Origin of the sequence: Marinomonas gallaica, assembly GCF_049821165.1 — a bacterium.
GTDB lineage: Bacteria > Pseudomonadota > Gammaproteobacteria > Pseudomonadales > Marinomonadaceae > Marinomonas > Marinomonas gallaica.
In genome coordinates this window covers 2,351,536-2,374,741 of the sequence record NZ_CP187511.1, presented here as the reverse complement: position 1 = coordinate 2,374,741, position 23,206 = coordinate 2,351,536, and the positions used below count along the sequence as shown (strand labels likewise).

The following is a 23,206-nucleotide window of genomic DNA, read 5'->3' as shown; positions in this document are numbered from 1 at the left end:
GCTCTCATGCGTGCATTAGAGCCATTTAAAGCGATATACAATGATTTAACCAAACATTGTATTTGGTAACAATAAAACGATCTGTGGAAATACTATCAATAAGGCAATCGCTAAGATCATCATCAACCAGAAGGGCAGCACGCCTCGAAAGATGTCCCCTAAGTCAACATTCGGTGCTACAGACTTAACAATAAAGACATTAATTCCTACTGGTGGTGAAATTAGCCCCATCTCCAGCGTTAATACAGTCAGTACCCCAAACCAAATAGGATCGATACCAAGCTGCATAATAATCGGAAAGAAAATGGGCAGCGTGAGCACTAACATCGCAAACCCTTCAAGGAAACACCCTAGAATCAGGTAGATGAACAGGATCAATATTAGCGTTCCAGTAACACCTAAGCCCAACCTTGATAACAACTCACCAACCGCTGTTGGAATATGACTCAAGGCCATAAATGGATTAATCATATGTGCAGCAATCAAAATCAGCATCACCGTCGCTGTGGTCACCACCGCATCTCGAGCGGCTTTCCAGAGTGCGCCCACTGATAAAGACCGCGTCGAAAAACCAACCAATATAACGACCCCCGCTCCAACTGCCGCGGCTTCTACTGGTGAAAACAGACCACCGTAAATACCACCAATGGTTAGCAATATCACAGCAATGATTGGGCCAGCTCCCAAAATGGCTTTACCTTTACTACGCCAATCCGTTGCCGGACCCGCCGGACCAAAATCAGGACGGAACCAACACATCACCATAATTACGACAATAAACAGCATCAACAACATGATGCCTGGTAGAACCCCTGCTAAGAACAATCGACCGATGCTTTGCTCAGTTAAAATTGCGTAGATCACAAACCCTGTTGACGGAGGAATAAGAATGCCCAATGTACCGCCTGCCGCAACAACCCCTGTTGATAGGCGTTTATTGTAATGAAAGCGATCCATTTGCCCCAATGCCACTTTACCCATTGTTAACGCAGACGCAACGGACGACCCCGACAATGCAGCAAAGCCCCCACACCCGATCACCGTTGCCGAAGCCAAGCCACCTCGAAACTGCCCGATAATGGCATAAGCAGCATCGTATAATTTTCGGCTCATTCCGGTTACAGAAGCAACGTTCCCCATCAAAATAAACAATGGAATCACTACCAATTCAGGTGATGACGCGAGTGTGAAACTTTCAGAGGCTAACAGGCTCAACGCTGAACGACTGCTATCTAGCACGGTGATTCCAACAAACCCCACCGAGAACATGGCAAATGCAACTGGCACACGAAGCACTAGCAATACGAACATTATTAGAATGCCTAACATACCAACAACCGAAGCACTCATGCGGCGTCTCCTTTACGTACATCTCGACCCGAAAGAGACAATTCCACTGCGCGTAAAAGCATTCCAAGCGCAGTCAATAGGGCAAACACAGACACACCGTTCTGAAACCATACTTTAGGCAGACGGAGAAGATTGGTCGATAAGTTCAACATGGTCGATAATTTCGCACTTTCATTCACTGCATAGGCGATCATTACAAAGATAATTGCCCCTAATAAAGCTGATACGATATCGATGACGCGATTCATCCAATCAGGGTAGCTGCGCTCAAATAAATCCACCGAGATATGCCCGCCTTGGCGATCACACAGCACCATCGCCCCAAACACCACTACGGTCATAGACATCGTAATAACATCTTGTGACCCATACATGGGCGAACCAAATGCCCTACCAACCACATCAACAAGAATGACCAACATGACAAATATGAGGCCCAGCGCACCAATAGTGGCGGACAGAGCAATCAGCCGATCCGCCAGCTTTCTAATAAAGGCAAGCATCGGCTACTTGTCCTGCATCGCTGCCATGGTGTCATCACCGTCTACACGATCAACATAACCCTCGACCACTCCAGCGACTGCTTTGATAAAGGCCATCTTTTCAGCTTCTGTTAAATCCACAATCTGGTTAGCACTGTCACCACGAGCAGCTTCTAGTGCCGCATCAGCAGTCGCTAGCCATGCCTCTTCCGCATTTTTTGAAAGTTCAATACCACTTGCTGCCTCTATAGCGGCTTGCTGCGAGTCATTCAAGCCTTCATATACTTGACCATTTAATACCGTGAAGAACGCTAATCGTCCAAGTGGCGCACCTATGGTTAACGCATCTGCGACCTCGTCTAATTTGAAATCACGTAATGTCGATGCACCTGTAATAACACCATCAATCAAGCCAGTTTGCATAGCGTTGTACACTTGGCTAATGGGCATTTGTACCGGTGTTGCACCCAACGCTTTGGCAACATCAGCGGCAGTTGCTCCAGCAACACGCACTTTAAGCCCTGCTAAATCCTCAGGCGTGCGGATGACTTTATTGCGCATAATCATAATGTTTGGCTCAGACGTCCAAAGAGCGATAGGTTTAGTACCTGGAAACTCACCTTTTAAATGTTCCTCATAGGCGCGCCAAAGTGCTTTATAACCCGGCATATCTTCAGGAATAGCACCGGGTAACTCAGCAATCATGGTTTTGCCAAACTGTGATGACGTATAACCTGGAAGCCCCCAAGCTAAATCAGCAGCACCTTGAAGTACGCGAATATACTGTTCAGCAGGTCCTGACCCCAACTCACCACCATGGTAACCTCGAACAGTTAAATCCCCACCCGTAGCTTCAGATAGATCCGTGTTAAGCTTTTGAATGACCGATGCGTTAATGGTATGAAAAGGCGGAGTAAAGTTGGCAAATTTCAACTCTTCTGCAATCACTTGACTGGTTAGTGCAACCGCTGCTGACGCAGCAATAAGCAGTTTACTGACTTTCATATGTGTTCTCCCATATTGATCTTAGTGCCTTGAAAGACATTTTTTATTTTGGATCTGGTACGAGCCGACAAGACGGAACGCCCTGTAGCTCTAAACTCATTGCGTTAGTGCATTAATGGGATGCTCTATCAAACACCTTTGTAGTTTAGTTCAATAGAGCCCTGTCTCTTGGAGATTAACCATTTACCTTCTACTTTTTTTAACTCATCAGTAAAACGACCGATATATACATCAGACTTAGCTAACACAACCGACTCAATAGAATGTGCTTTTTCTTCTCCTGAAAACAACACAACTCTTGACGTTACTATCGCAGTTTCGTTGTTAAGAACTGACACTTCCATATTACTAAGCGCATGACAGGTTTCCTTCAGTGGTCTAGCAATAAATGATTTCAAAATAGCCTCACGACCTTGAATCGGAACAGAGGGCGCACTCGGTCGAAACAATACGGCTTCATCGGTGTAACACTGAGAAAGCGCCTGCCAGCAACCTTTATCGAGCAGGTTCATCGAACGCGTGACAAGTGCTTGGCATTGCCACTCCACTAGCATTGTATCTAGGTCTAATGTGTTCATCGCAAACCTTTAATGGGCGTTTTTAACCAAACCATCATTGCTTCAGCAACGGCTTGAGGAGATTCAATAGGGGCCATATGACCAGCTTCTTCAATGACCACCAATTTACTGCTTGCCAAGTGCTCTTGAATAGTTTGATGCTGTGACACTGGACTCCAATGATCTTCCGTTCCTGACAAAAGCAACGTAGGTACCACAATACTTGGTAAAATAGACTCCGCGTCAGGGCGGTCAATTAATGCCCGCAGCTGCTTTTCAAACGCCTCAACACTGTAGCGACAAACCATATTGCCTAGATCATGCATTAAGGCCGTATTAGCTAACCCTTTGGGTGACATCATCGGTGCTAACCATTCCTTCGATAGAACAGATGTCCCCTCTTGCTTTGCCAGCTCCAGTAAGCGCAAACGACCAGGAAGTTCCTTTTCTGACTTCGGGTGCACTCCTGTATTCATCAACGCTAAATGTGTAATGCGCTCAGGTGCTAAGCGATACACTTCCAGAGCAACACGACCTCCCATAGAGTGCCCTGCTAACGCAAATGTCCCTTCTACGCTTGCTAGAACATGACGTGCCATTTGAGTAATATTGTCGAATCCCGAAAAACTGATAATCTGTACGCTCACTTCGGACTCTAATAAAGACGCAACCGGTTGCCATACCCTTTGATCGCACAGTAGTCCTGTTAAGCATACTAAAGTTGGTTTAGCAGTGAATGCGTTCATAACACTTGATCCTCACCATTCTCATTAGTCACATTTTCATAAATAATATGACCTAATGCCGTGTTAGAAACGGGTACATGGTAGTGTCGATGCACCTCATTGACGGATTGATTCAAGGCGCCGCGCATGATCAGCCACATCACCATTTCACAACCTTCTGTGCCTGACTCACGAATGTATTCCACTTGGGAGATAGCCGATAACCTTTCGTAGTCTAGCCTTAGACTGTCCATAAACGCTTTATCCCATGTTTGATTAATCAATCCAGCACGCTCTCCCAGCAACTGATGACTCATACCTCCAGTGCCCCATACTTGAACATTCAAATGCTCAGGGAACTTCTCGACTGCTTTACGAATCGCGCGCCCTAGTGCAAGACAACGCTCCCCTGTTGGAGAGGGGTACACCACGGTATTCACCGCCAGTGGTATCACTTGGCAAGGCCACTCTTCTACCTCACCGAACACCATCGACAAAGGAACGGTGAGTCCATGATCTACATCCATTTCGTTGACTATCGTCATGTCAAAGCCTTGTAAGATCAAAGATTCGGCTAAATGCCAAGCAAGCTTTGGAGAACCTTGAACCGTTGGTACTGGACGAGCCCCATAGCCTTCATCGGCGGGTTGAAACTCTTCGCCACACCCGATAGCGAATGTTGGAATGAAACACATATCAAAGCTTGTAGCGTGATCGTTATAAATCAAAATCACCACATCAGGTTGCTGCGTTTCAACCCACTCTTTTGTGAATTCGAAACCTTTGAAAACAGGAGCCCATTCAGGTTTATCACTGTCACCGGTATCGATGATGCGACCTAACAATGGAATATGCGAAGTGCCAAGACCTGCTGTAATTTTAGCCATTAGCTTTGCTCCTTTACAAAGCGATTACCTTCTGGGGAACGGCCGCCGCTGCGCATCATATCGATATACTCATCAGTAGAAAGCGTGGTCATTGTCGATACAGCCTCAGCAACACTGATGCCATCGGTTGAACTGATTTTGACCAGATAGTAGATATTACCACCCAGAGAAATCAGCTTAGTGAAGTCTCGCTCAATCACCGCAAGCTTTTGCGCTTCGGTTAATTGAAATTGATCAAGATATGCGCTTTCATTCTGTTTAAAGGCTTCACGATTCGCAGCCTTCATAAGGGTCATGCAAAATTGATTTAAGTGAAAGCCTATGCGCGCCATGTCCCCATCAAATACAGTCGTACCGGGAATGTTGCTGTAGTTTTTATTATTCATCGTCATGTATTTTCCGCTTGAGCTAAAAGGCCGCTTGATGCGGCCTATTTATAGGGCCAAGCATCGTCGATATCTAAAAACTACACACGAACCGCACATCTGTCTTATGCACAATTAAGAATACATCTTTAAATTTAGTTATATCTTGTCTTATAGTGAGCAATAGAACATTTTCACCTCAGCATACCCAAGGAACTTGAGATGCCTCATAGCAACACGCCAGCTCTATCGTTGAAACAATGTCGTGTCATTAGCGCTATCATGCGTAAAGGGACAGAAAAAGACGCCAGCGTAGCACTTAATTTAAGTCAGTCTAGTATCTCACGCGCTTTGTCTCAGGCTGAAAAAGCATTAGACACCTGTATTTTTACACGTGGATGGAGCGGTGCTGAACCAACAGCAGAAGGTGAAATGGTGGTTTCGTTTTGCGATTCCATACTAAAGTTAATACGCAAAACTGAAGCCCAGCTGCAGCATGCTGTGGAAGCAGGATTGATGTTGCATCATTACATTGAGTGGCGACACCTTATGGTGGTAGAAGCCGTTACTAGATTAGGTAGTGCCTCATTAGCGGCTGAAACATTGTCTATATCTCAGCCTGCCGTCAGCAAGATGTTAAAAGAAGTGGAAAATATGGTCCGCCAACCCTTGTTTACACGAATGCGTCATGGACTCATAGCACAAACAAGTGCCGAGACTCTTGCATCACTGTATCTACAAATGTTGCCTGCCGCTCAGTCATTCGCCCAAACGTTACAATCTCAACCTCATGAACTCACTGGCAGGTTGTCGGTAGGTATGCTGTCGTTCTCATGCCAAGACATTGTCCCAATTGCTTTTGCCTCAATCTTCGAACAACATCCGCGAGTTCGCTTACAGGCAATGCAAGGGCCCTATCACATGTTATCGAATGCCTTGATAAAAGGGGAAATTGACTGTTTTTTAGGGCTACTACGAACCGGTCCAATCCATCCAGACTTAATTGAAATCCCCTTACTGCACGCGCAGTATGCTCTGATCGCCCGTGCTGAACACCCAATACATACTAATGCTCATAGCCTCGATGACTTAACAAATGAGCGTTGGATCGTTGCGCGCCACGGAACACCGATACGTGATTACTTTGAACAATTGTTCTACAGCATTGATGATAAACCGCCAATCCAAGCATTGGAAATGCTGACTTTTGCTTCCTCGGAAGAGCTCGTAATTCACAGTGATGCCATTGCCCTGTTGTTCTACGACGACTGGAACATTCAACAACTCAATCCGCATCTAAAACAGATTCCAATCCCTTTACCTAGGCCAGATTGCACACTTGGCATAACACTTCATAAAGAGCGACAAACACCGCTTATTAAGACCTTTATCAGCGAATTGAAGAACACCATAGACGCAAAGCGTACGAAGTACAAAGTATGAACTAAGCACCCTTAGATGCTCTTGGATTAAGACTTAGGCAAACATTTGTCTGACTTATGTCCTGATTTACTTGGTAACTCTGCGTGCGTTTGTTCAACGGCATCTTGCAAATGTTTGGCCACGGCCACTGGTGTCATCCCCCAGAGTCTGACAAACACTTTGTAAATCGCCACTAAAAACACAATTGGGATAATCACGGTCTTCAATACAAACAATGCGATCAGGTTTAAAAAATGATCCATGGATTGGTTTAACGTACTTACAAATCCAGTGATTTTGTTTTTCGCGGCCATTGTGACTTGGTTAAAACCATCGCGGATGCTTTGAAAGGTGCTTTTTTCTCCTTCTAAGCGCTCCCGAAGATCAGAGGCCATCTCTTTCGATTCAGCGATTTCATCTTCAGTTGCTTCAATATCGTACTGAATACGCTTTAACTGATGCGCCAAGACCGTTCGTTGAGCGCTTAATGACTGCTGTTCATCACTGGCTTTTTCAAATAATGCAGAAAACCCTGTTTTGCCACCTGATAGCTCAGCTAACGTCACGTCAATCTCGTCAATCTGCTGTCGCTTTGCCGCTTCCTCTGTAGCCAACGTATCTAATTGTACTTGCATGAGTTGCTGCTCAAGCTGAGCTGTTTCAAGTTCAGAGGCAATCTGTTTATTGATTTCACTGGATAAGTCTAAGGTGTCATCAAGCTGACTTGGCGATACGGGAAACGCCTCTAATATGGCGTTTTCTTTTTGAACGACATCATCAATAAATGCGCTGTCCACCCAGCTACTGCCGAGTGCCACCGCCGCAATCGAAAATTTACACATGACTGCGAACAGGAACACTTTATATGTGACCGTTCGATACTCTTTGAGGATGTATTTAGTCAGTACAAAGGCCATGCCAGAGAGCAGTAAGAATACTTTGAAATGGATTGTCTGGAGTATTTCGACTAAAAACTTTTGGATCAGAAGCGATGAGATCGCGTATTTCATGACCGAGGAAAAATCCTCGACAAGATCGTTTAGAGGGTCTAACAACTGACCAATTTGGATCGAGCCAACCACTGGCACGTTTAGCGTAATCGTGGATAAAACAGACACCGTCGCATTGAACAATTTCGCTACACCAAACGACGCGCCGGCGGATACAAGCGAAGCATTAATATACGCCTCGGCGTATTGGTCAATAAAACCGATCCAACCAAAAACAATAAGAAGCGTTACTAGCACTAGATCCCTATTATTCTTAATGAACTCAATCATTCAAGCTCCTTAGTGCTCAATTAGTATTCGCTAAAATTTATTGTGATGTATATTTGATCACAACGGTGGACGCGTTCGGTTATCGATGCAACACTTTGTGGCGTGAATACGCATCAGACACAGGCACAACTTTGACCAACATTGGTGTCAAAGTGTTGGATCCAGGCGTTATCATCGCGCTATTTCCTTGCATGTACGTGAGTTTTTACATTACGGTAACATTTTACGTAAAGCGCTAACATTCGTACACAAAGCAAGCATAGGTAAATGGTTGTATTCGACCTCAATATATGTGTTTAATTGTATACGCGATAGAGCTTTAAAGACCTGTAAACACGCTCTAAATATCGATCATGATAAAACCTAAGATAGTAATATAACTTATGGCCGCCTTAATCCCAGCTTCATCAGACCTGCACGACTTCTCTAATTTATCTGATCTTATTTTAGAAGGCAGTAATCTCGGCACTTGGGCTTGGAATATTCAAACTGGTGAAGCGATATTTAATGACGAGTGGGCGCGTATAATTGGCTATACCATTGATGAACTTGAGCCCCTGTCTATCAATACTTGGTTAGACGTAATTCATCCAGATGATTTAAAAAGTTCCAATTCAGCACTTCAGGCACATTTTTGTGGTGAAACACCCCTTTATACCTTTGAAGCACGGATGAAGCACAAGCAAGGCCATTGGGTAAAAGTACTGGACCAAGGCACAGTATTAATCCGTGATTCAAAAGGAGAGCCACTGTGGATGTTTGGCGTACATCTTGACGTAAGCGAACTGTGGCATAAGCAAATAGAAATCAAGCAGCTTAAAGACCGCCTTGAGCTTCTCGCTAGCAACCTACCAGGGTTTGCTTATCAATTTCTAATGGATGCATCAGGGATTATAACCGCGCCTTTTGCAACTGAAAAAGTCCAAGAGCTTTTTGGCTGCAGTGCCGAAGAACTCCACGCCGACGCATCAGCAATGATGAATCAAATAGATTCAGATTACATTGATCATATTTATCAAACGATCGAACAGTCTCGGATCAATCTATCAGAGTGGCATGAGACATTTAAAGTTAATCACCCTGAAAAAGGCAGCATTTGGGTGGAAGCACGCTCGTTACCAAAACGAACCAAATCGGGCGGCACGATTTGGTATGGTTACGCTCAAGATGTAACGGAGCAAACGAATAAATTAGAACGTATTCGTTTATTATCAGCGGTCGTCGATACCACTCATCAAGGCGTTATGGTGACGGATACAAATACTGTCATTCAAGAAGTGAACCATGCCTTTACCAATATTACCGGTTACAGTGCCAAAGAAGCATGCGGCCAAACTCCCTCTTTTTTATCCTCCGGTCGTTGTGAAGAAGCATTCTACGAAAACATGTGGAGAGACTTAAAAGACAAAGGCCACTGGAAGGGTACGGTTTGGAATCGCCACAAATCAGGCGAGGTTTACCCGCAACTATTAACCATCGACGCACTCAAAAACAACTCAGGAGTGGTAACAAATTATATTGGTGCGTTTACCGATATATCAGAACTGATTCAAGAGCAAGAGCTGCTGCTTGAACTAGCCAATCGTGATCCGTTAACCAACCTTCCAAACCGAAAAATATTTGATCAAGAGTTGGGCCATCGATTGGCTCACGCTAAAAAGGCGAATGAACACTTAATGGTGCTGTTTATGGACCTCAACAAATTCAAAAGCCTTAACGATACATATGGCCACTATGAAGGGGATCAATACCTAGCGAAAGTCGCCAATGTGCTGTCTGAACGTTTAAGCGACCAAGGCTTACTATGTCGAATTGGCGGTGACGAGTTCATTGGCGTACGGAATGTCGAGTGTTGCGAAGCCTGTGATAAACACACCCTTATCACTAAGATAAAACAAGACATTCAAGATATTAGTGCGATTTATCCTGACCTTAAACTCGGCATTAGCATTGGCGTAGCGTGCTTTCCCCCTGACGGACAAAGCACACAACGTCTTCTCGAAGTGGCGGATAAACGTATGTATATTGATAAATACAAAAGCCGCCACTGAATTAAAGGCATATACAAAGAACGTCCAAACATGCGCACTCTTTACCACCAATAAACGGGATAGTGGCGTTTTGGGTTACCCGACATATTATTCACGAACAACGCCACCATGAGCATGATCAAAGCGCCCACCAATACTGGAGTAAGCGCATACCAGTAGCCGAGGCTTTGCACGTGCGCGCCACCAATCACCGCAATAAGCGCCGTGGCACCACCGGGTGGGTGTAGAGTGCGGGTAAAATGCATCGTAGCGATGGATAAAGAGACCGCTAGAGAACTGGCTAGAATAAGATCGTCTGGAATAAAAATATGGACGGTAACGCCAACTAAGGCGGAAAACACATGCCCACCAACCAAATTACGAGGCTGGGAAAATTCAGCCAGTGGTGCCCCGTAAATCAATACGGCAGATGCGCCAAATGAGCCGATCAAAAACAACATACTGTGTTGGTTGAAACTCCATAACTCGCCCAAACTAGCAATCAAAAAAATACCTAAAAAGGAGCCAACCCAAGACCAGACAATCTTGCTAAAAGGCTTACGCGGCGGGCATGCTTCTTTTGCTCGCATGCGGGACAAATAGTGTTTCATATAGCACTCAACATTAGCGTGTACAGTTAAACGATGCATCATACGAAACCACGTTACCTTTGGCAAAGCATAGCACTTAGGAAAACTCATTTGTAACGATAGCGGCGCATGTCGAGAATGCCACCCGATTTACGACCGCACACGAAGCTTATGATGCAAACCCTGCGCAAGAAAGGGCAATGGACTTACACAACAATAGCGTTGGTGTCGCTATCGGCAAAGCACACCCAAATGCAAATGACAGTGTATTAGCTCTATTTTGCATAGACGCGTTAAACGAAGAAAAACTGATGACATCATTGCCTGAAACGGTTGAAGCTTACTAAAGCGCTCGCCTATCATTAGGCATTTTACCGTTGCAAATGATGTTCAATAGAGCCAGATACTCGTAACTTACTATCTGGCTCTATGATTCAATCACCGCTTACTCGTTTAACAACCAAACTTGAAACGCTTTTTGATCTTCTTTAGAGGCTTTCTTGAACCAAAACACCATCATATCGTAGGCATTGTTGCTCTGTGCTGCTTCATGCGAGGGATCAATCATCCAAATACGAATGTCTTTGCGGGTTGCAACATCCGCTTTGTTGTACCAGAACTTAAGCATCTCAAGCTCTTCAGTCACCGCGACTTGCTTTGCCGCCGCTTTAGGCTTATCTACAACTGGCTGTTTATAAGTCGCTGTAAACTCACGAATCTCACTTTTGTAATCACGTGATGGTTGAAAGCCTGATTTTTTTGGTAGCATACGGATTTGATAATCCAATTTATCCATTCGACCTTCATCAACTAACGAAAACTCAGGCGCTTTCGCGAAACGTTCGGCATCGCTCTTATTGAAGAAGTATGGCGCTTGAAGAACAATATCGGAGTCTTGTTTCACTTTCACATCTATGATGTAGGGTTCCGACTCAAAAAATTCCGCATTGCTGCCACCACCGATACGTTGGTTAAATCGCACCACAAACTGACGTTCGCCCGGCTCTACGTCCGTTTCAAAATCATTCCCGAAGCTGGTACTTTCTAAGTCTACATACATGATTTCGAAATTTTGAGGCACTTCAAATGTCGCCGCCAACGTAGGCACACTCCCCGCCCCTAGCAACATACCCAAGACCATCACACCTGACTTCAAACGCATTTTGCGACTCCTTAGCAAGAACACTGAACTATTATTTTAGACTCCGTAACCTACCATAAAGCTTTTCGAGATTATCCTGCTAAGGCTCGTCACAATACGAATATACTAATTTTTGCCTTTTTCTGATAAGACCTAATATAAAACCGTATCACTCAGAGTGCGCAGTGGCATTACTGAATAAACGCTTAATTTACTCATGCTCAGCCAGGCCTCGCGCTTCTATTATTTCTGAAATGATCGACACGGGGCCGGTCATATGCACGAACATCATGTCGCGCGCTTTAACGTGATCTCGAGACAGTAATACCTCAACAAGCTGTCGATGCTCTTCGCGTTTTGCCTCTAGAGCCTCTGCAGAAAAAACGGTATGACGCAGCCAAAGTTGTCGATATCGCTCAACCTGATCAAGCATCGTCAGTCGAAGCTCTAATAATTTAGCAGAACCACAGCCTTGGGCGATTGCAAGATGAAATGCTTTGTGGCGCGCATCCCACAGTCCTAACATGTCTTCAGCACTGTTTAACTGAGTCACTTTCGATAACGTATGCGTACTCGCAATCACACCCGCTTCCCAGCTCTCATCCCCTAACTTCACTGCAAGCTCGGTGATCATGGCTTCTAAATGGGCACGGGCAAAGTAGATATCCGTCAGTTCCTCAATCGACATCGATGCAACGCGAAAACCGCGCTGGCTGATGGCGGTGACGAGGTGTTCAGAAACAAGTCGTGAAAGCGCTTCCCGCATAGGGCCAGAGCCAATCTCATAACGCTCCTTTAACCCCCGCATGAGCAACTTATCACCGGGTCGGTACACGCCCTCAGTAATGTCTCGTTTCAGTGCAACATAAGCAAGGTTCACCAGATTGTTTTTTTCGTCATTGGTCGCCATGAAGCATCCGTATCAAAGGTGTATGAATGACCAGATTATAGCCATTCCCATAATGCCTCACAAAGCAATTTTATCGTCAAAAACCAGGAATGTAGATATTTTATTGACGAAAACCAAAAATGTAGATATTTTTTAATAACGTAAACATTATTGATTGCTTACCCATTTTTAAAACAACAATGTCATTCCCAAAAATAACAAAGATGAACGAGGCCACCCATGTCCATAGCTGCCGTATCCAATTCGCCTAATAACCTCAGCCATTCCAGCTTCTCCCTAAGACCGTCTGAGCAAAGCCCACGTTTACTTCAGCTTCACTTCGAGCAATCACTGGTTATCGCTTTTCTGAAAGAGGTCGAAAAGTTTCCGGTACAGGCGTTGGAATATAAATCGATGCTACGATTTCGTGTCGCTAGCATTCTAAATAGGCTTTGTGATGATCAACTTCAGTCTCTCTTAGTAGAAACACTTGTGGATCGAAACAGCGGCGCTTTGTTGGTCACGCCTGAAGGCTTGGACGAAGTCACTCAAGCCGAAGATATGATCAAATTCACAACGGCCATCGCTCACCTTTTAGGACGCTCTAACTTTGACGCCATGAGCGGCCAGTATTACGCGCGATTTGTCGTTAAAAATGAAGACAACTCAGACAGCTACCTACGTAAAGCAAATCGTGTAATGGAGCTGCATAACGATGGCACATACGTAGAACAGGACACTGACTATGTGATGATGCTGAAAGTAGACGAGCAAAACATAGAAGGCGGCAATTCGTTGTTACTGCACTTGGATGACTGGGAAGATCTCGAGCGTTTCAGTACGGATTCTTTAGCACATCAAAGCATGCGCTGGAGTGCACCTCCTAGCAAGAACACCAGCAAGGATATCTTTCACGCTGTGTTTGATATTGACCGCAGCGGGCAGCCTATCATGTCTTACATCGATCAATTTGTTCAGCCGAAAAATGATGTCGAGGGGAACTGGTTAACAGATTTATCTGAATCCCTTGAAACCAGTAAGGCTACTTTGTCCGTGCCTGTTCCAACCGGCTCTTTCCTCATCATCAATAATCATTTTTGGCTACACGGGCGCGACAAATTTACCGCGCACCAAGGCTTACGGCGTGAGCTAATGCGTCAGCGTGGTTACTTTACCCACGCAAAAACCTTACGCAACCCGACCCAGTGATGGTCAAAATACACTAGAATAGACGTCTACCGAACATCACCGGAGACACGGCCGGTGATGTCGATTTATGGACTCTTCAAGAGACAACACAGATGTACGATTTTATGATTATTGGCGGCGGCATAATCGGCATGTCAACGGCGATGCAGTTGCTTGAGCGCTACCCAGATAAAAAACTATTGGTACTTGAAAAAGAATCCGGTCCCGCAGAACATCAGACGGGCCATAACTCAGGTGTTATTCATGCAGGGGTTTATTACACGCCTGGTAGCCTTAAAGCACAGTTTTGTTTAGAAGGTAACCGTGACACCAAAGCATTCTGCCAAGAAAACAACATACCCTATGATGAGTGCGGCAAGCTTTTAGTAGCAACCAATGCGCTAGAAATGCAACGCATGAAAGCCTTATGGGAGCGCACCGAAGCCAATGGTCTAGAGCGCTACTGGCTCAACGCGGACGAATTGCGTGAGCGTGAACCGAACATCACCGGCATCGGCGCAATTTTTGTCCCGTCCAGCGGCATCGTCAATTACAAGCAAGTCACCCAAGCCATGGCTCGTAAGGTGATTGAACGTGGTGGCGAAATTCGTTACAACACCAATGTCACTGGATTGAATGAAACATCTGAAGAAGTCTGTGCGCACACAACAACCGGCGCTTATAACGCCAAATATTTGATCTCTTGTTCTGGCTTAATGGCGGATCGAGTCGTGAGAATGCTAGGACTGGAGCCGGAGTTTCAAATCTGTCCTTTCCGCGGTGAATACTTTTTGTTACCCGAAAAACACAACCAGATCGTCAATCATTTAATCTACCCCATTCCCAACCCAGCCATGCCGTTTCTTGGCGTGCATCTAACACGCATGATTGATGGAACAGTCACGGTAGGGCCGAACGCTGTTCTAGCGTGGAAACGTGAAGGTTACCGTAAAACCGATATTTCGTTATCGGACAGCTTAGAAAGCCTTCGCTACCCAGGTATCCGCAAAGTGTTGATGGATAACCTAAAGCCAGGGCTATTGGAGTTAAAAAATTCGCTCTTTAAAGGCGGCTATCTAAAAGAAGTGCAAAAATACTGCCCTTCCGTAGAGAAATCAGACCTGACCCCTTACCCAGCAGGCGTTAGAGCGCAAGCGGTGTCTAAAGACGGCAAGTTAGTGGATGACTTTCTATTCGTAAGAACGTCCCGCACCATAAATGTGTGCAATGCCCCCTCTCCCGCTGCTACGTCAGCACTACCAATAGGCCGACACATCATTAAAGAAGCACAAACTCAATTTGGCTTAAACTGATTTGGTATTTAGTAGAGGCTGGTAAGCAAGGACGCGGCTGAGAAAAATACACTCAGCCGCACAATGTGGATTTGAAACTTAGTTCAGGTAGGCAGAAGGCGCTTTGCACACCGTTCTTATGCCCGATAAAAGGCTCAGATTAGCCTTTTACACGATTCGCGTCGAAAATTTCAATCCAATAGCCATCGGGGTCTTTGATGAACGCAATGTAGTTCATATTGCCGTCAGCCAACTTTTTCTGGAAAGTCACACCCAAATCTTCAAAGCGCTGACAAGCCTTTTCCAATTCAGGCACATGAAAGCCAATGTGACCAAAACCACGTGGATCACTGTTGCCACTGTGGTATTCCACCGTGTCAGCCGTGTCGCCCCAATTATGGGTTAGCTCTAACACCGCTGGACGACCGAAGGTTTGCGCCGTGCGCTTTTTATCATCGGTACTCACATCTGAGAAATCTTCACCGTACGTCAGAAAATACAAACTGAACTCCATTTCTGGAAAATCGAGCTTCTTCAGCAGCGTCATCCCCATCACACGCGTATAAAAATCTAACGAGCGAACAGGATCAGCGATACGCAACATGGTTTGGTTAAACACAAACCCATTCGTCGCGGGATCTTTCTCTTCACACAAGCCTTCGGCTTGCTCAAAATGACGACTCATATTCTTACCCTCTTATCGTATGTACAAAATAGGTGGGGACCATTCGCAAAAAATCAATGCCTGACCATTAGCCAACTCGTACGACCAGACGCCTGATACTTCGTACGGCCTGACTCCTGTCAGGGACAAAAGCGCCATCGCTATCAAGAGATAATTCGCATACTCAACCTTATAGGTACAAGTCCCTGTCTAAGTTATTCAATAACAGCATTGTCCGTTGCAATCAGTGTTTGAAGCCTATGATATAATTACACAAAACAGAGAGTTTATTGACATATTAATCATATTAAAACGAGTACACTTTTCTTTTGCATTCTTCAGCACAATTGATACTTTGCACTTAGGGAAAAGTTATGAGGCTCATTTTTAGTATACAAAAGCAAAAGTTAATAATCACTACACCGGCTTGGGCTGCTGTATTAAATGCGACGAGTGGTCGAGATAAATGTATGAATAATTCTTCTGAAGAATGTTTGTCTCAAAGCTGGCATGGCCCAATACCTATTGGCGAGTACTTTATAAACCCAAGAGAATTGAGTGACCCAAATATTTTTGGGGATATACTTCGTAACTTTCGTCCTGATTCGCCAGGAGATTGGGGGAGTTTTAGAATTCGAATTCATGCTAAAGAAGATACAGAAACTCATGGTCGTGATAATTTTTTCTGCATGGCGGCAGTGTTGAAGGGAGTGCTGGCTGTATTGATATAGGAGGCGGGTTATTTGGAAGTCAACATTTAAATAATCTTCTTACAGCAATACGGATGTCCAAGCATGCGATAGATTTGGAAGTTATTTCAGAATGAACAATCTAAAGAAGCCACTTGCGATTAACGTACTCTTTATAGTCCTTTCTGTACTAGGTCATATTCTAGATATCAGTAATATTACCCTTATTATTGTCATGGCTCTCTTCCTGCTTTCAAGCATTTTAGTGCGCTGGTCAATATTGGAATTAGCTGCATCGTTACTAATCTATATTGCAATTAGATGGGCGATTTGCCTTATTGGCATAGAGCACGCATTCTATATGGCTAAGATGTGTGAAGCTCCAAGCTTTACCTTAATATCGAGCGTTATTTTTCTTATTCCTTTAGTATTTGGAACCATATTTCGAAAACTCTTCTATAAAGCTCATTAATTGAGCTTCGCTTAGTACCCTTAGGGAATAATCCGTACGACCTGACTTCTGTCGGCGATAATAAGACGCTAAGCCCAGAAACCAAAAAGCCCAACCCCTAATGTTACAAGGATTGAGCTTTTGTCCTAGCAAAACACACTAAGCCATTATGGAGCGTCGATATTCTCGCGTGCCAATTGGCGTAGTGCATAATGTAGCACGCCACCATGACGCACGTACTCGCACTCTTTTGGCGTTTGTAGCATGACATTGACCTCAAACACTTCAGACGAGCCATCGGCACGCGTGGCGGTCACCGTCGCGGCCTTACTCTCACCATTCTCCAGCCCTGTGATGCTCAGCACTTCCGAACCATCCAGTTTGTACGTGTCGGCGTTCTCACCGTCTTTAAAGGTCAACGGCAACACACCCATTCCTACTAGATTCGAGCGGTGAATACGCTCAAATGAGCTGGTCAACACGGCTTTGACGCCGAGCAAACTGGTACCTTTCGCCGCCCAGTCACGGCTCGAGCCTGAGCCATACGACGCGCCACCGAGAATCACAAGAGGACGCTGATCGGCCTTGTACTTCATGGCAGCATCGTAAATAGGCATCTCTTCACCATCTTTGAGCGTGGCGTTTTCGCCGTTGAAATAGTAGGTGTAGCCACCCTCTTTGCCTCCCAACATGGTATTTTTGATACGGATGTTGGCGAACGTGCCTCGAGTCATGACCGCATCGTTACCGCGTCGTGAGCCGTAGCTATTGAAATCTGCCTTCAGCACGCCACGCGATTGTAAGTATTGACCGGCAGGCGAATCCGCTGCGATGTTGCCCGCAGGCGAGATGTGGTCGGTGGTGATCGAATCGCCGAACAAACCTAAAATACGCGCCCCTTCGATATCAGGAATCCCTTCTGGCTCAAGGGTCATCCCCTCAAAGAACGGTGGGTTTTTGATATAGGTCGATTCGTCATTCCAAGGGTATAGCTGGCTGTCCTCTGAGCTAATGGCATTCCACGCATCACTGCCGGCGAAGACTTCGCCGTAGTTTTTACGGAACATGTCAGCATCGATGTTGTTCGCGATCAGCTCATTAATTTCATCCGAGGTGGGCCAGATGTCTTTTAAGTACACATCGTTGCCGTCTTGATCTTGACCAATCGCATGGGTCGTCAGATCGATATCCACCGTGCCCGCTAGTGCGTACGCGACCACCAGCGGTGGTGACGCCAAGTAACTGGCTTTGACGTGTGAGTGAATACGCCCTTCAAAGTTACGGTTGCCCGATAGCACCGCCGCCGCGACTAGGTCGTTTTCTTCAATGCCTTTTTCAATCGCCTCAGGCAGTGGCCCTGAGTTACCAATACAGGTGGTACAGCCGTAACCCACCAAATAAAAGCCGGTTTTTTCCAGCTCATCCATAAGATGGGTTTTCTCTAGGTAATCGGTCACCACCTTAGAACCCGGCGCAAGGGAGGTTTTCACCCAAGGTTTGGCTTTGAGCCCTTTTGCTGCGGCTTTTTTAGCCACCAGTCCGGCGCCAATCATCACGGCGGGGTTGGAGGTATTGGTACACGAGGTAATCGCGGCAATGACCACGGAACCATCACGCAATTTGTGCTTTTTGTCATCAATGCTAACGCTTGAGAACACATTGTTTGCATGAGCGTAGGCTTGGCTCTCTTCGGTTTGCGTATCAACGTCAATGGTTGGCTGAGCGGCTAAATCCTCGGCCTGTTCTTTTTCGCCGCCTTCATGGTCAAAACGCTCTTTCGCATCAGTGTCAACGCCACGACCTTTGGCCATCTGCGCGATCGTTTCACCAAATTTCTGATGCATATCGGAAAGATTAATGCGCTGCTGCGGTAGATTAGGACCCGCCATCGCCGGCTGGACGGACGATAAATCTAGCTCGAGTTTGCTTGAGTAAGTAGCGGCAGGCGTGTCGGCATCATGCCACAGACCTTGCTGCTTAGCGTATTGTTCCACTAACTTAATTTGAGATTCATCGCGACCGGACAGGCGCAAGTAATCAATCGCCATTTGGTCGATGGGGAAAATACCACAGGTCGCGCCATACTCCGGCGCCATATTGGCAATGGTGGCTCGATCGGCCAGCGGCATGTTGTGTAAGCCGTCACCGAAGAACTCAACGAACTTACCGACTACCCCATGGGCACGCAGCATCTCAACCACACGCAGCACCAAATCGGTGGCGGTCACGCCTTCCGTCAGTTTACCGGTCAGCTCAAAACCAACCACTTGGGGAATCAGCATGGAAGACGGTTGACCCAGCATGGCGGCCTCGGCTTCAATACCGCCCACACCCCAGCCAAGCACACCGATACCATTGATCATGGTCGTGTGACTGTCCGTACCAAACACCGTATCTGGGTAAGCGGTCAACTCACCGTCGACCTCCGAGGCCATGACCACACGAGCAAGGTATTCAAGGTTGACCTGATGCACAATACCCGTCGCCGGCGGCACCACGACGAAGTTTTCAAAGGCATTACTGCCCCAATTCAAAAACTCATAGCGCTCTTGGTTACGCTTAAATTCGATTTTTTCATTTAAATCCAGCGAGTCTTCACGGCCATAGGCATCCACTTGCACAGAGTGATCGACTACCAGTTCACTGGGAATAAACGGATTGATTTGCTCCGCTTTGCCGCCAAGCTTCACCACCGCATCCCGCATCGCGGCCAGATCCACCACCGATGGCACACCGGTGAAATCCTGTAGCACCACGCGCGCCGGCATGAACGCGATCTCTTTTGAGGCTTCTGCTTTGGCGTCCCAATTGGCCACCGCCTCAATGTGGTCTTTACCCACCGACTGACCACCGTCTTCATTACGCAACAGGTTTTCTAAGACAACCTTCATGCAGTATGGCAAGCGGCTGATGTTCTCATAGGTGTCGGTCAATTTGGGCAAACTGTAGTAGGCATGCTCTTTACCATCGACCGAGATCGTATCTTTCACGTTAAACGTATCACTCATGGTAGCGTCCTTATCAGGGTTACTGGGCTCAAACATAGGCCAAAGAGCGCCTATGTCGATAACATGTGGCTTAAAGGCTCATCCTGTAAATTGTGAGGCAGGCAAGCTATCACCCTTTAAAAAGTAGCCGGATGGATTCTTGCTGACCCATTACTTACATCACCATAACAAACCCTAGGTTGGTTATTAAAGCCTCTTACTATGACCATAACACCACAAAGGAGGTCGTAGCGTGTAGGCCGAAATGGGGAAATCACTCGTATCTTGCAAAAAGAGCGTCGTTATCAAGGCGAGCGGGAAGCGTTCTCAGGGGTTATAAAAAAGTGAAACCGCTATCGGCGTGAGGCGAACCGAATCGATGTAGATCGGCGTTTGTGTTGAGCCTGCACAAAACGGCTCAGATTGGCAGTGTTTTAAACTCTGGTACACCTGCCAACTCGTTCTCCCATTCAGGTTTACTGGATGTGAAAATATGCGCCGTGGGCACCAGCGATAATTTAGTATCCAAACACCCTGCAGGCACCATCAGCAACGATGGCAACTGAGTACAAGGCAATGCTGAGCCACACACCTTGCAAAAGCTCTCGCTGTGCTGGGTGCCGGGTAGCGTGAAGGTCGTCACCTTATCGACGCCCGACTGCCAGACCAACTGAGCAGACGGCGAAAATAGATTCGCCGCATAAGCCGCCCCGGTGTCTTTTTGGCAATGCTGACAATGACACAGATAAAAACTGTCAAAATCACCTCGGACCACAAAACGCACTCCCCCACACAAGCAAGAGCCGAAATATTCAGCCATCAGCCTCTCCTAATCCGTAAACTCAAACGATAGGCATAGCATCGAGAACCTAAGATGATCTTATCAGGACACGCACACCAATGCTGGTATTGTTCGTCAAGATAAACGTGACATCATAGATCTCTCGTTTGCACCGATCGTGCAGCGCCTTAATATCCCATCTGAAAACTGGATGACCATCGCCATCGAGTTTGAACACCATACCCACGCTGCAGTGGGTACAGAGTTGATCCTATCTAACTACTACTAAAAAGTAGGCTATAAGCGACGACCGAAAATTCGTAAAAAGAAACAGCTACTCGCTTAGGAAATCAAACTCACCTCTTAGCACATATGATCTAGACAGATCAGGGCCTCGCACATCTCGCAATTGGTAAATCAAGTTAAATGTAGCAATTTAGAGCCTAAATGAATGTAAAAAGCCAGTTCTAGCCAGAACTGGCTTACTATTTCGGTTCAGACAAAAGTGAATGGTGAGTCACTTTTTTAGGTGGGTGGCTTGTTAAACCCAAATTGGTGAGGAACGAACCCGAGCAAGCCTTGACGAATCTTATCATAAACCGCTTGTTATATGCCTATGGCCCCCAATAATCAAACTTGAAAATCACTCCCTCAGGAATAAAGAAACTAATAGGTGCTCCACAATTGATTATATGCTCACCAGGTTGTATTTCAGCTACCTCACCGAGTGGTAAATCCCAAGCTTTGCGATCTAAAAGTAAAGCCCCACAATTACCACCGTTATTATCAATAACACCAAAATATGTTTTGCCGTCATGCGATGGTTCAACTTGACCCCGGAGGTATCCATCATCGCTGCAAGCAATTAGGATAAGGCTTAAAAAAGTTAAGATTTTATACTTCATGCTTACCTTGGTATATAACGCCTAAATCAGGTGCGCCGTAGGCGTCACCTGGATTTATTTGTTAAGTTCGTGGACTTAGTTGCATGCTTCAACAAACCGCTCAGTCCATAACTGACCTTCGATCAACTCATCATAGATAGCCTCTAAGTCTATGTTTATCAGCATGTCGTTCGACTTCGGAAAGAAATCTATCTGAGAACTGTCATTTAGTAGAGCTGCAGGCGTATTAAGCTCATTAAAGTTTAGAAGTGAGCTATTCCACTTTATCTTTTTATAATTTTCATATCCAGCATCTGATAGTTCTCTTAGATATCTAATCTCTGAGGATCTTATCTCATTTAGATAACCTATAATTTCATCTTCAGAGTCTTTTATCAGTTCATCGTAAGAAATTCCTGCTCGGGCATAAGCGCTAATAATTCCAGGTTCAAGATTTTCTAGCGAGTCCAAAGAGTTATCAGGAAGTAAGTAACACAGAATATAAAACAGAACGCCTGGCTCGTAATATTGAAGTCCTTTTTGTATTTTTTGATTCCAATCACTAGCGCCAGCTCCAAATATTCTTTGGAGAACATCTAAGGATGAAAATTTATCATATGCTGATTTAGGTGTATTTAGTACATAGCGACATATCGCAGAACATGCCTTATACGTTACTAAAATATCTTTTTGTTTAAACTTATTTGATAACAAGTGCGCACAGACTGAATATTCAGTTAGGTCTTGGCTGTAAATATAATCTAACAGTTCCTTTGTATACTGGGAAATTTCGACTATCTGCTCGCCAGAATCAAGACTTTTTATTAATCCAATAGTGTAATTTATTTCTTGAGCCATTGCAGAACACTCAAGAATGGAAATAGTGGATATTGGCGATCTAACAATAATTTTACCGGATTGATTAATAAATCGCGTAAATATAATAGGGTAATCACTTACCTTTCCGTCGGGTGTAAATCGATTTCCGATTGATTCTTGGTAAAGCCATGGCCGTCTGATATCGGATGCACCTGTTTTATAAGTATAATAGTTTGGCAGCTTGGAAAATCTAATTAGATCATAAAAACTTTTTGTATGATGGAAGTCAGATTCAACCCCTCCAAACCTTCTGTCATCTGCAGTGTAACCTTTATTCATCATGTATAAATATTTCATGCCCCATAATGTTGAGGTGCAGTCAACAAAATGAGTGTATTCATGATACGCTATGGGCATATATTTTCTAATTGATTCGTAAGATGAATAGTTTATTGCTGCCCCAGAATCAATGTGATTAAGCAGATCGTCTCTTAATAAATCAGCTCCATCAAAGTCACTACTACTTAATGAGTCTAGGGATATTATGGTTGTATAAAAGTCATAACTTCCTGCAACGTCGCATTGTGAGAGGATATTGTGTCTAGCGCTAGAGTTTTTCAGTTTTTGATACAGCATAAATTGATGAACTTGATGATTGATCGTTGGAGAGAACTTAACATTTTAATAGTGCGCATGCGCGTTTACACATTGCCAAAGCCCTGAAACAA

General features: G+C 45.2%; 22 protein-coding genes. 6 read left to right on the top strand and 16 right to left on the bottom strand.

Going from position 1 to position 23,206, the window contains the following annotated elements:
* Window positions 1-45: 45 nt before the first annotated feature.
* The 7 genes from ACPUEK_RS11155 to ligA all read right to left on the bottom strand — a co-directional run bounded on the left by ACPUEK_RS11155 (window position 46) and on the right by ligA (window position 5,398).
* Window positions 46-1,350 carry a TRAP transporter large permease gene (locus ACPUEK_RS11155; protein WP_425640800.1) on the bottom strand — a complete coding sequence of 435 codons (1,305 nt, stop codon included), beginning with the start codon at window positions 1,348-1,350 and terminating at the stop codon, window positions 46-48.
* Window positions 1,347-1,853, bottom strand: a complete 507-nt coding sequence (locus tag ACPUEK_RS11150) for a TRAP transporter small permease (RefSeq protein WP_425640799.1) — start codon at window positions 1,851-1,853, stop codon at window positions 1,347-1,349. The genes ACPUEK_RS11155 and ACPUEK_RS11150 overlap by 4 nt, the downstream gene beginning before the upstream one ends.
* 3 nt (window positions 1,854-1,856) lie before the next feature.
* The gene (locus ACPUEK_RS11145; RefSeq protein WP_425640798.1) at window positions 1,857-2,837 is read right to left on the bottom strand and encodes a TRAP transporter substrate-binding protein; all 981 of its coding nucleotides are present in this window, start codon (window positions 2,835-2,837) and stop codon (window positions 1,857-1,859) included.
* Window positions 2,838-2,965: 128 nt separating this feature from the next.
* Window positions 2,966-3,415, bottom strand: coding sequence for a nuclear transport factor 2 family protein (locus tag ACPUEK_RS11140; protein ID WP_425640797.1), 450 nt, complete (start codon window positions 3,413-3,415; stop codon window positions 2,966-2,968).
* Window positions 3,412-4,140, bottom strand: a complete 729-nt coding sequence (locus ACPUEK_RS11135) for an alpha/beta fold hydrolase (RefSeq protein ID WP_425640796.1) — start codon at window positions 4,138-4,140, stop codon at window positions 3,412-3,414. The genes ACPUEK_RS11140 and ACPUEK_RS11135 overlap by 4 nt, the downstream gene beginning before the upstream one ends.
* Complete coding sequence (locus ACPUEK_RS11130) at window positions 4,137-5,006, bottom strand: class III extradiol dioxygenase subunit beta (protein WP_425640795.1); 870 nt, start codon at window positions 5,004-5,006, stop codon at window positions 4,137-4,139. The genes ACPUEK_RS11135 and ACPUEK_RS11130 overlap by 4 nt, the downstream gene beginning before the upstream one ends.
* Window positions 5,006-5,398, bottom strand: coding sequence for a protocatechuate 4,5-dioxygenase subunit alpha (gene ligA, locus ACPUEK_RS11125; RefSeq protein ID WP_425640794.1), 393 nt, complete (start codon window positions 5,396-5,398; stop codon window positions 5,006-5,008). The genes ACPUEK_RS11130 and ligA overlap by 1 nt, the downstream gene beginning before the upstream one ends.
* A gap of 195 nt (window positions 5,399-5,593) precedes the next feature.
* Between ligA and ACPUEK_RS11120 the strand changes: the two genes are divergently transcribed.
* Window positions 5,594-6,814, top strand: a complete 1,221-nt coding sequence (locus ACPUEK_RS11120; protein WP_425640793.1) for a LysR substrate-binding domain-containing protein — start codon at window positions 5,594-5,596, stop codon at window positions 6,812-6,814.
* 26 nt (window positions 6,815-6,840) lie between these two features.
* Here the strand turns inward: ACPUEK_RS11120 and ACPUEK_RS11115 are convergent, their stop codons facing one another.
* Window positions 6,841-8,073: a hypothetical protein gene (locus ACPUEK_RS11115; RefSeq protein ID WP_425640792.1), complete on the bottom strand. Its 1,233-nt coding sequence runs from the start codon at window positions 8,071-8,073 to the stop codon at window positions 6,841-6,843.
* A 383-nt stretch (window positions 8,074-8,456) separates the two neighbouring features.
* Between ACPUEK_RS11115 and ACPUEK_RS11110 the strand changes: the two genes are divergently transcribed.
* The gene (locus ACPUEK_RS11110) at window positions 8,457-10,124 is read left to right on the top strand and encodes a sensor domain-containing diguanylate cyclase (protein ID WP_425640791.1); all 1,668 of its coding nucleotides are present in this window, start codon (window positions 8,457-8,459) and stop codon (window positions 10,122-10,124) included.
* A gap of 41 nt (window positions 10,125-10,165) precedes the next feature.
* On the opposite strand, the gene ACPUEK_RS11105 is transcribed toward ACPUEK_RS11110, so the two are convergent.
* Entirely contained in the window at window positions 10,166-10,714 is a 549-nt protein-coding gene (locus ACPUEK_RS11105; RefSeq protein WP_425640790.1) for an HPP family protein, read from the bottom strand.
* A gap of 98 nt (window positions 10,715-10,812) precedes the next feature.
* Between ACPUEK_RS11105 and ACPUEK_RS11100 the strand changes: the two genes are divergently transcribed.
* Window positions 10,813-11,040, top strand: coding sequence for a DUF6973 domain-containing protein (locus ACPUEK_RS11100; protein WP_425643032.1), 228 nt, complete (start codon window positions 10,813-10,815; stop codon window positions 11,038-11,040).
* Between the two features lie 98 nt (window positions 11,041-11,138).
* On the opposite strand, the gene ACPUEK_RS11095 is transcribed toward ACPUEK_RS11100, so the two are convergent.
* Window positions 11,139-11,855, bottom strand: a complete 717-nt coding sequence (locus tag ACPUEK_RS11095; RefSeq protein WP_425640789.1) for a DUF2057 family protein — start codon at window positions 11,853-11,855, stop codon at window positions 11,139-11,141.
* A gap of 190 nt (window positions 11,856-12,045) precedes the next feature.
* Window positions 12,046-12,744, bottom strand: a complete 699-nt coding sequence (gene csiR / locus ACPUEK_RS11090) for a DNA-binding transcriptional regulator CsiR (protein WP_425640788.1) — start codon at window positions 12,742-12,744, stop codon at window positions 12,046-12,048.
* Window positions 12,745-12,963: 219 nt separating this feature from the next.
* Here csiR and glaH point away from each other — a divergent pair, with 219 nt between their 5' ends.
* Entirely contained in the window at window positions 12,964-13,932 is a 969-nt protein-coding gene (gene glaH / locus ACPUEK_RS11085; RefSeq protein ID WP_425640787.1) for a glutarate dioxygenase GlaH, read from the top strand.
* Between the two features lie 92 nt (window positions 13,933-14,024).
* The gene (gene lhgO / locus ACPUEK_RS11080) at window positions 14,025-15,224 is read left to right on the top strand and encodes an L-2-hydroxyglutarate oxidase (protein ID WP_425640786.1); all 1,200 of its coding nucleotides are present in this window, start codon (window positions 14,025-14,027) and stop codon (window positions 15,222-15,224) included.
* A gap of 139 nt (window positions 15,225-15,363) precedes the next feature.
* Here the strand turns inward: lhgO and gloA are convergent, their stop codons facing one another.
* Window positions 15,364-15,888 carry a lactoylglutathione lyase gene (gloA, locus tag ACPUEK_RS11075; protein ID WP_425640785.1) on the bottom strand — a complete coding sequence of 175 codons (525 nt, stop codon included), beginning with the start codon at window positions 15,886-15,888 and terminating at the stop codon, window positions 15,364-15,366.
* Window positions 15,889-16,337: 449 nt separating this feature from the next.
* Between gloA and ACPUEK_RS11070 the strand changes: the two genes are divergently transcribed.
* Window positions 16,338-16,598, top strand: coding sequence for a hypothetical protein (locus ACPUEK_RS11070; protein ID WP_425640784.1), 261 nt, complete (start codon window positions 16,338-16,340; stop codon window positions 16,596-16,598).
* Window positions 16,599-17,174: 576 nt separating this feature from the next.
* On the opposite strand, the gene acnA is transcribed toward ACPUEK_RS11070, so the two are convergent.
* The 4 genes from acnA to ACPUEK_RS11050 form a co-directional block, all read right to left on the bottom strand.
* Window positions 17,175-20,015, bottom strand: coding sequence for an aconitate hydratase AcnA (gene acnA / locus ACPUEK_RS11065; RefSeq protein WP_425640783.1), 2,841 nt, complete (start codon window positions 20,013-20,015; stop codon window positions 17,175-17,177).
* Window positions 20,016-20,412: 397 nt separating this feature from the next.
* Entirely contained in the window at window positions 20,413-20,814 is a 402-nt protein-coding gene (locus ACPUEK_RS11060; RefSeq protein WP_425640782.1) for a GFA family protein, read from the bottom strand.
* 575 nt (window positions 20,815-21,389) lie between these two features.
* Window positions 21,390-21,680 carry a hypothetical protein gene (locus ACPUEK_RS11055; protein WP_425640781.1) on the bottom strand — a complete coding sequence of 97 codons (291 nt, stop codon included), beginning with the start codon at window positions 21,678-21,680 and terminating at the stop codon, window positions 21,390-21,392.
* 75 nt (window positions 21,681-21,755) lie between these two features.
* Window positions 21,756-23,114, bottom strand: coding sequence for a hypothetical protein (locus ACPUEK_RS11050; protein ID WP_425640780.1), 1,359 nt, complete (start codon window positions 23,112-23,114; stop codon window positions 21,756-21,758).
* Window positions 23,115-23,206: the final 92 nt, after the last annotated feature.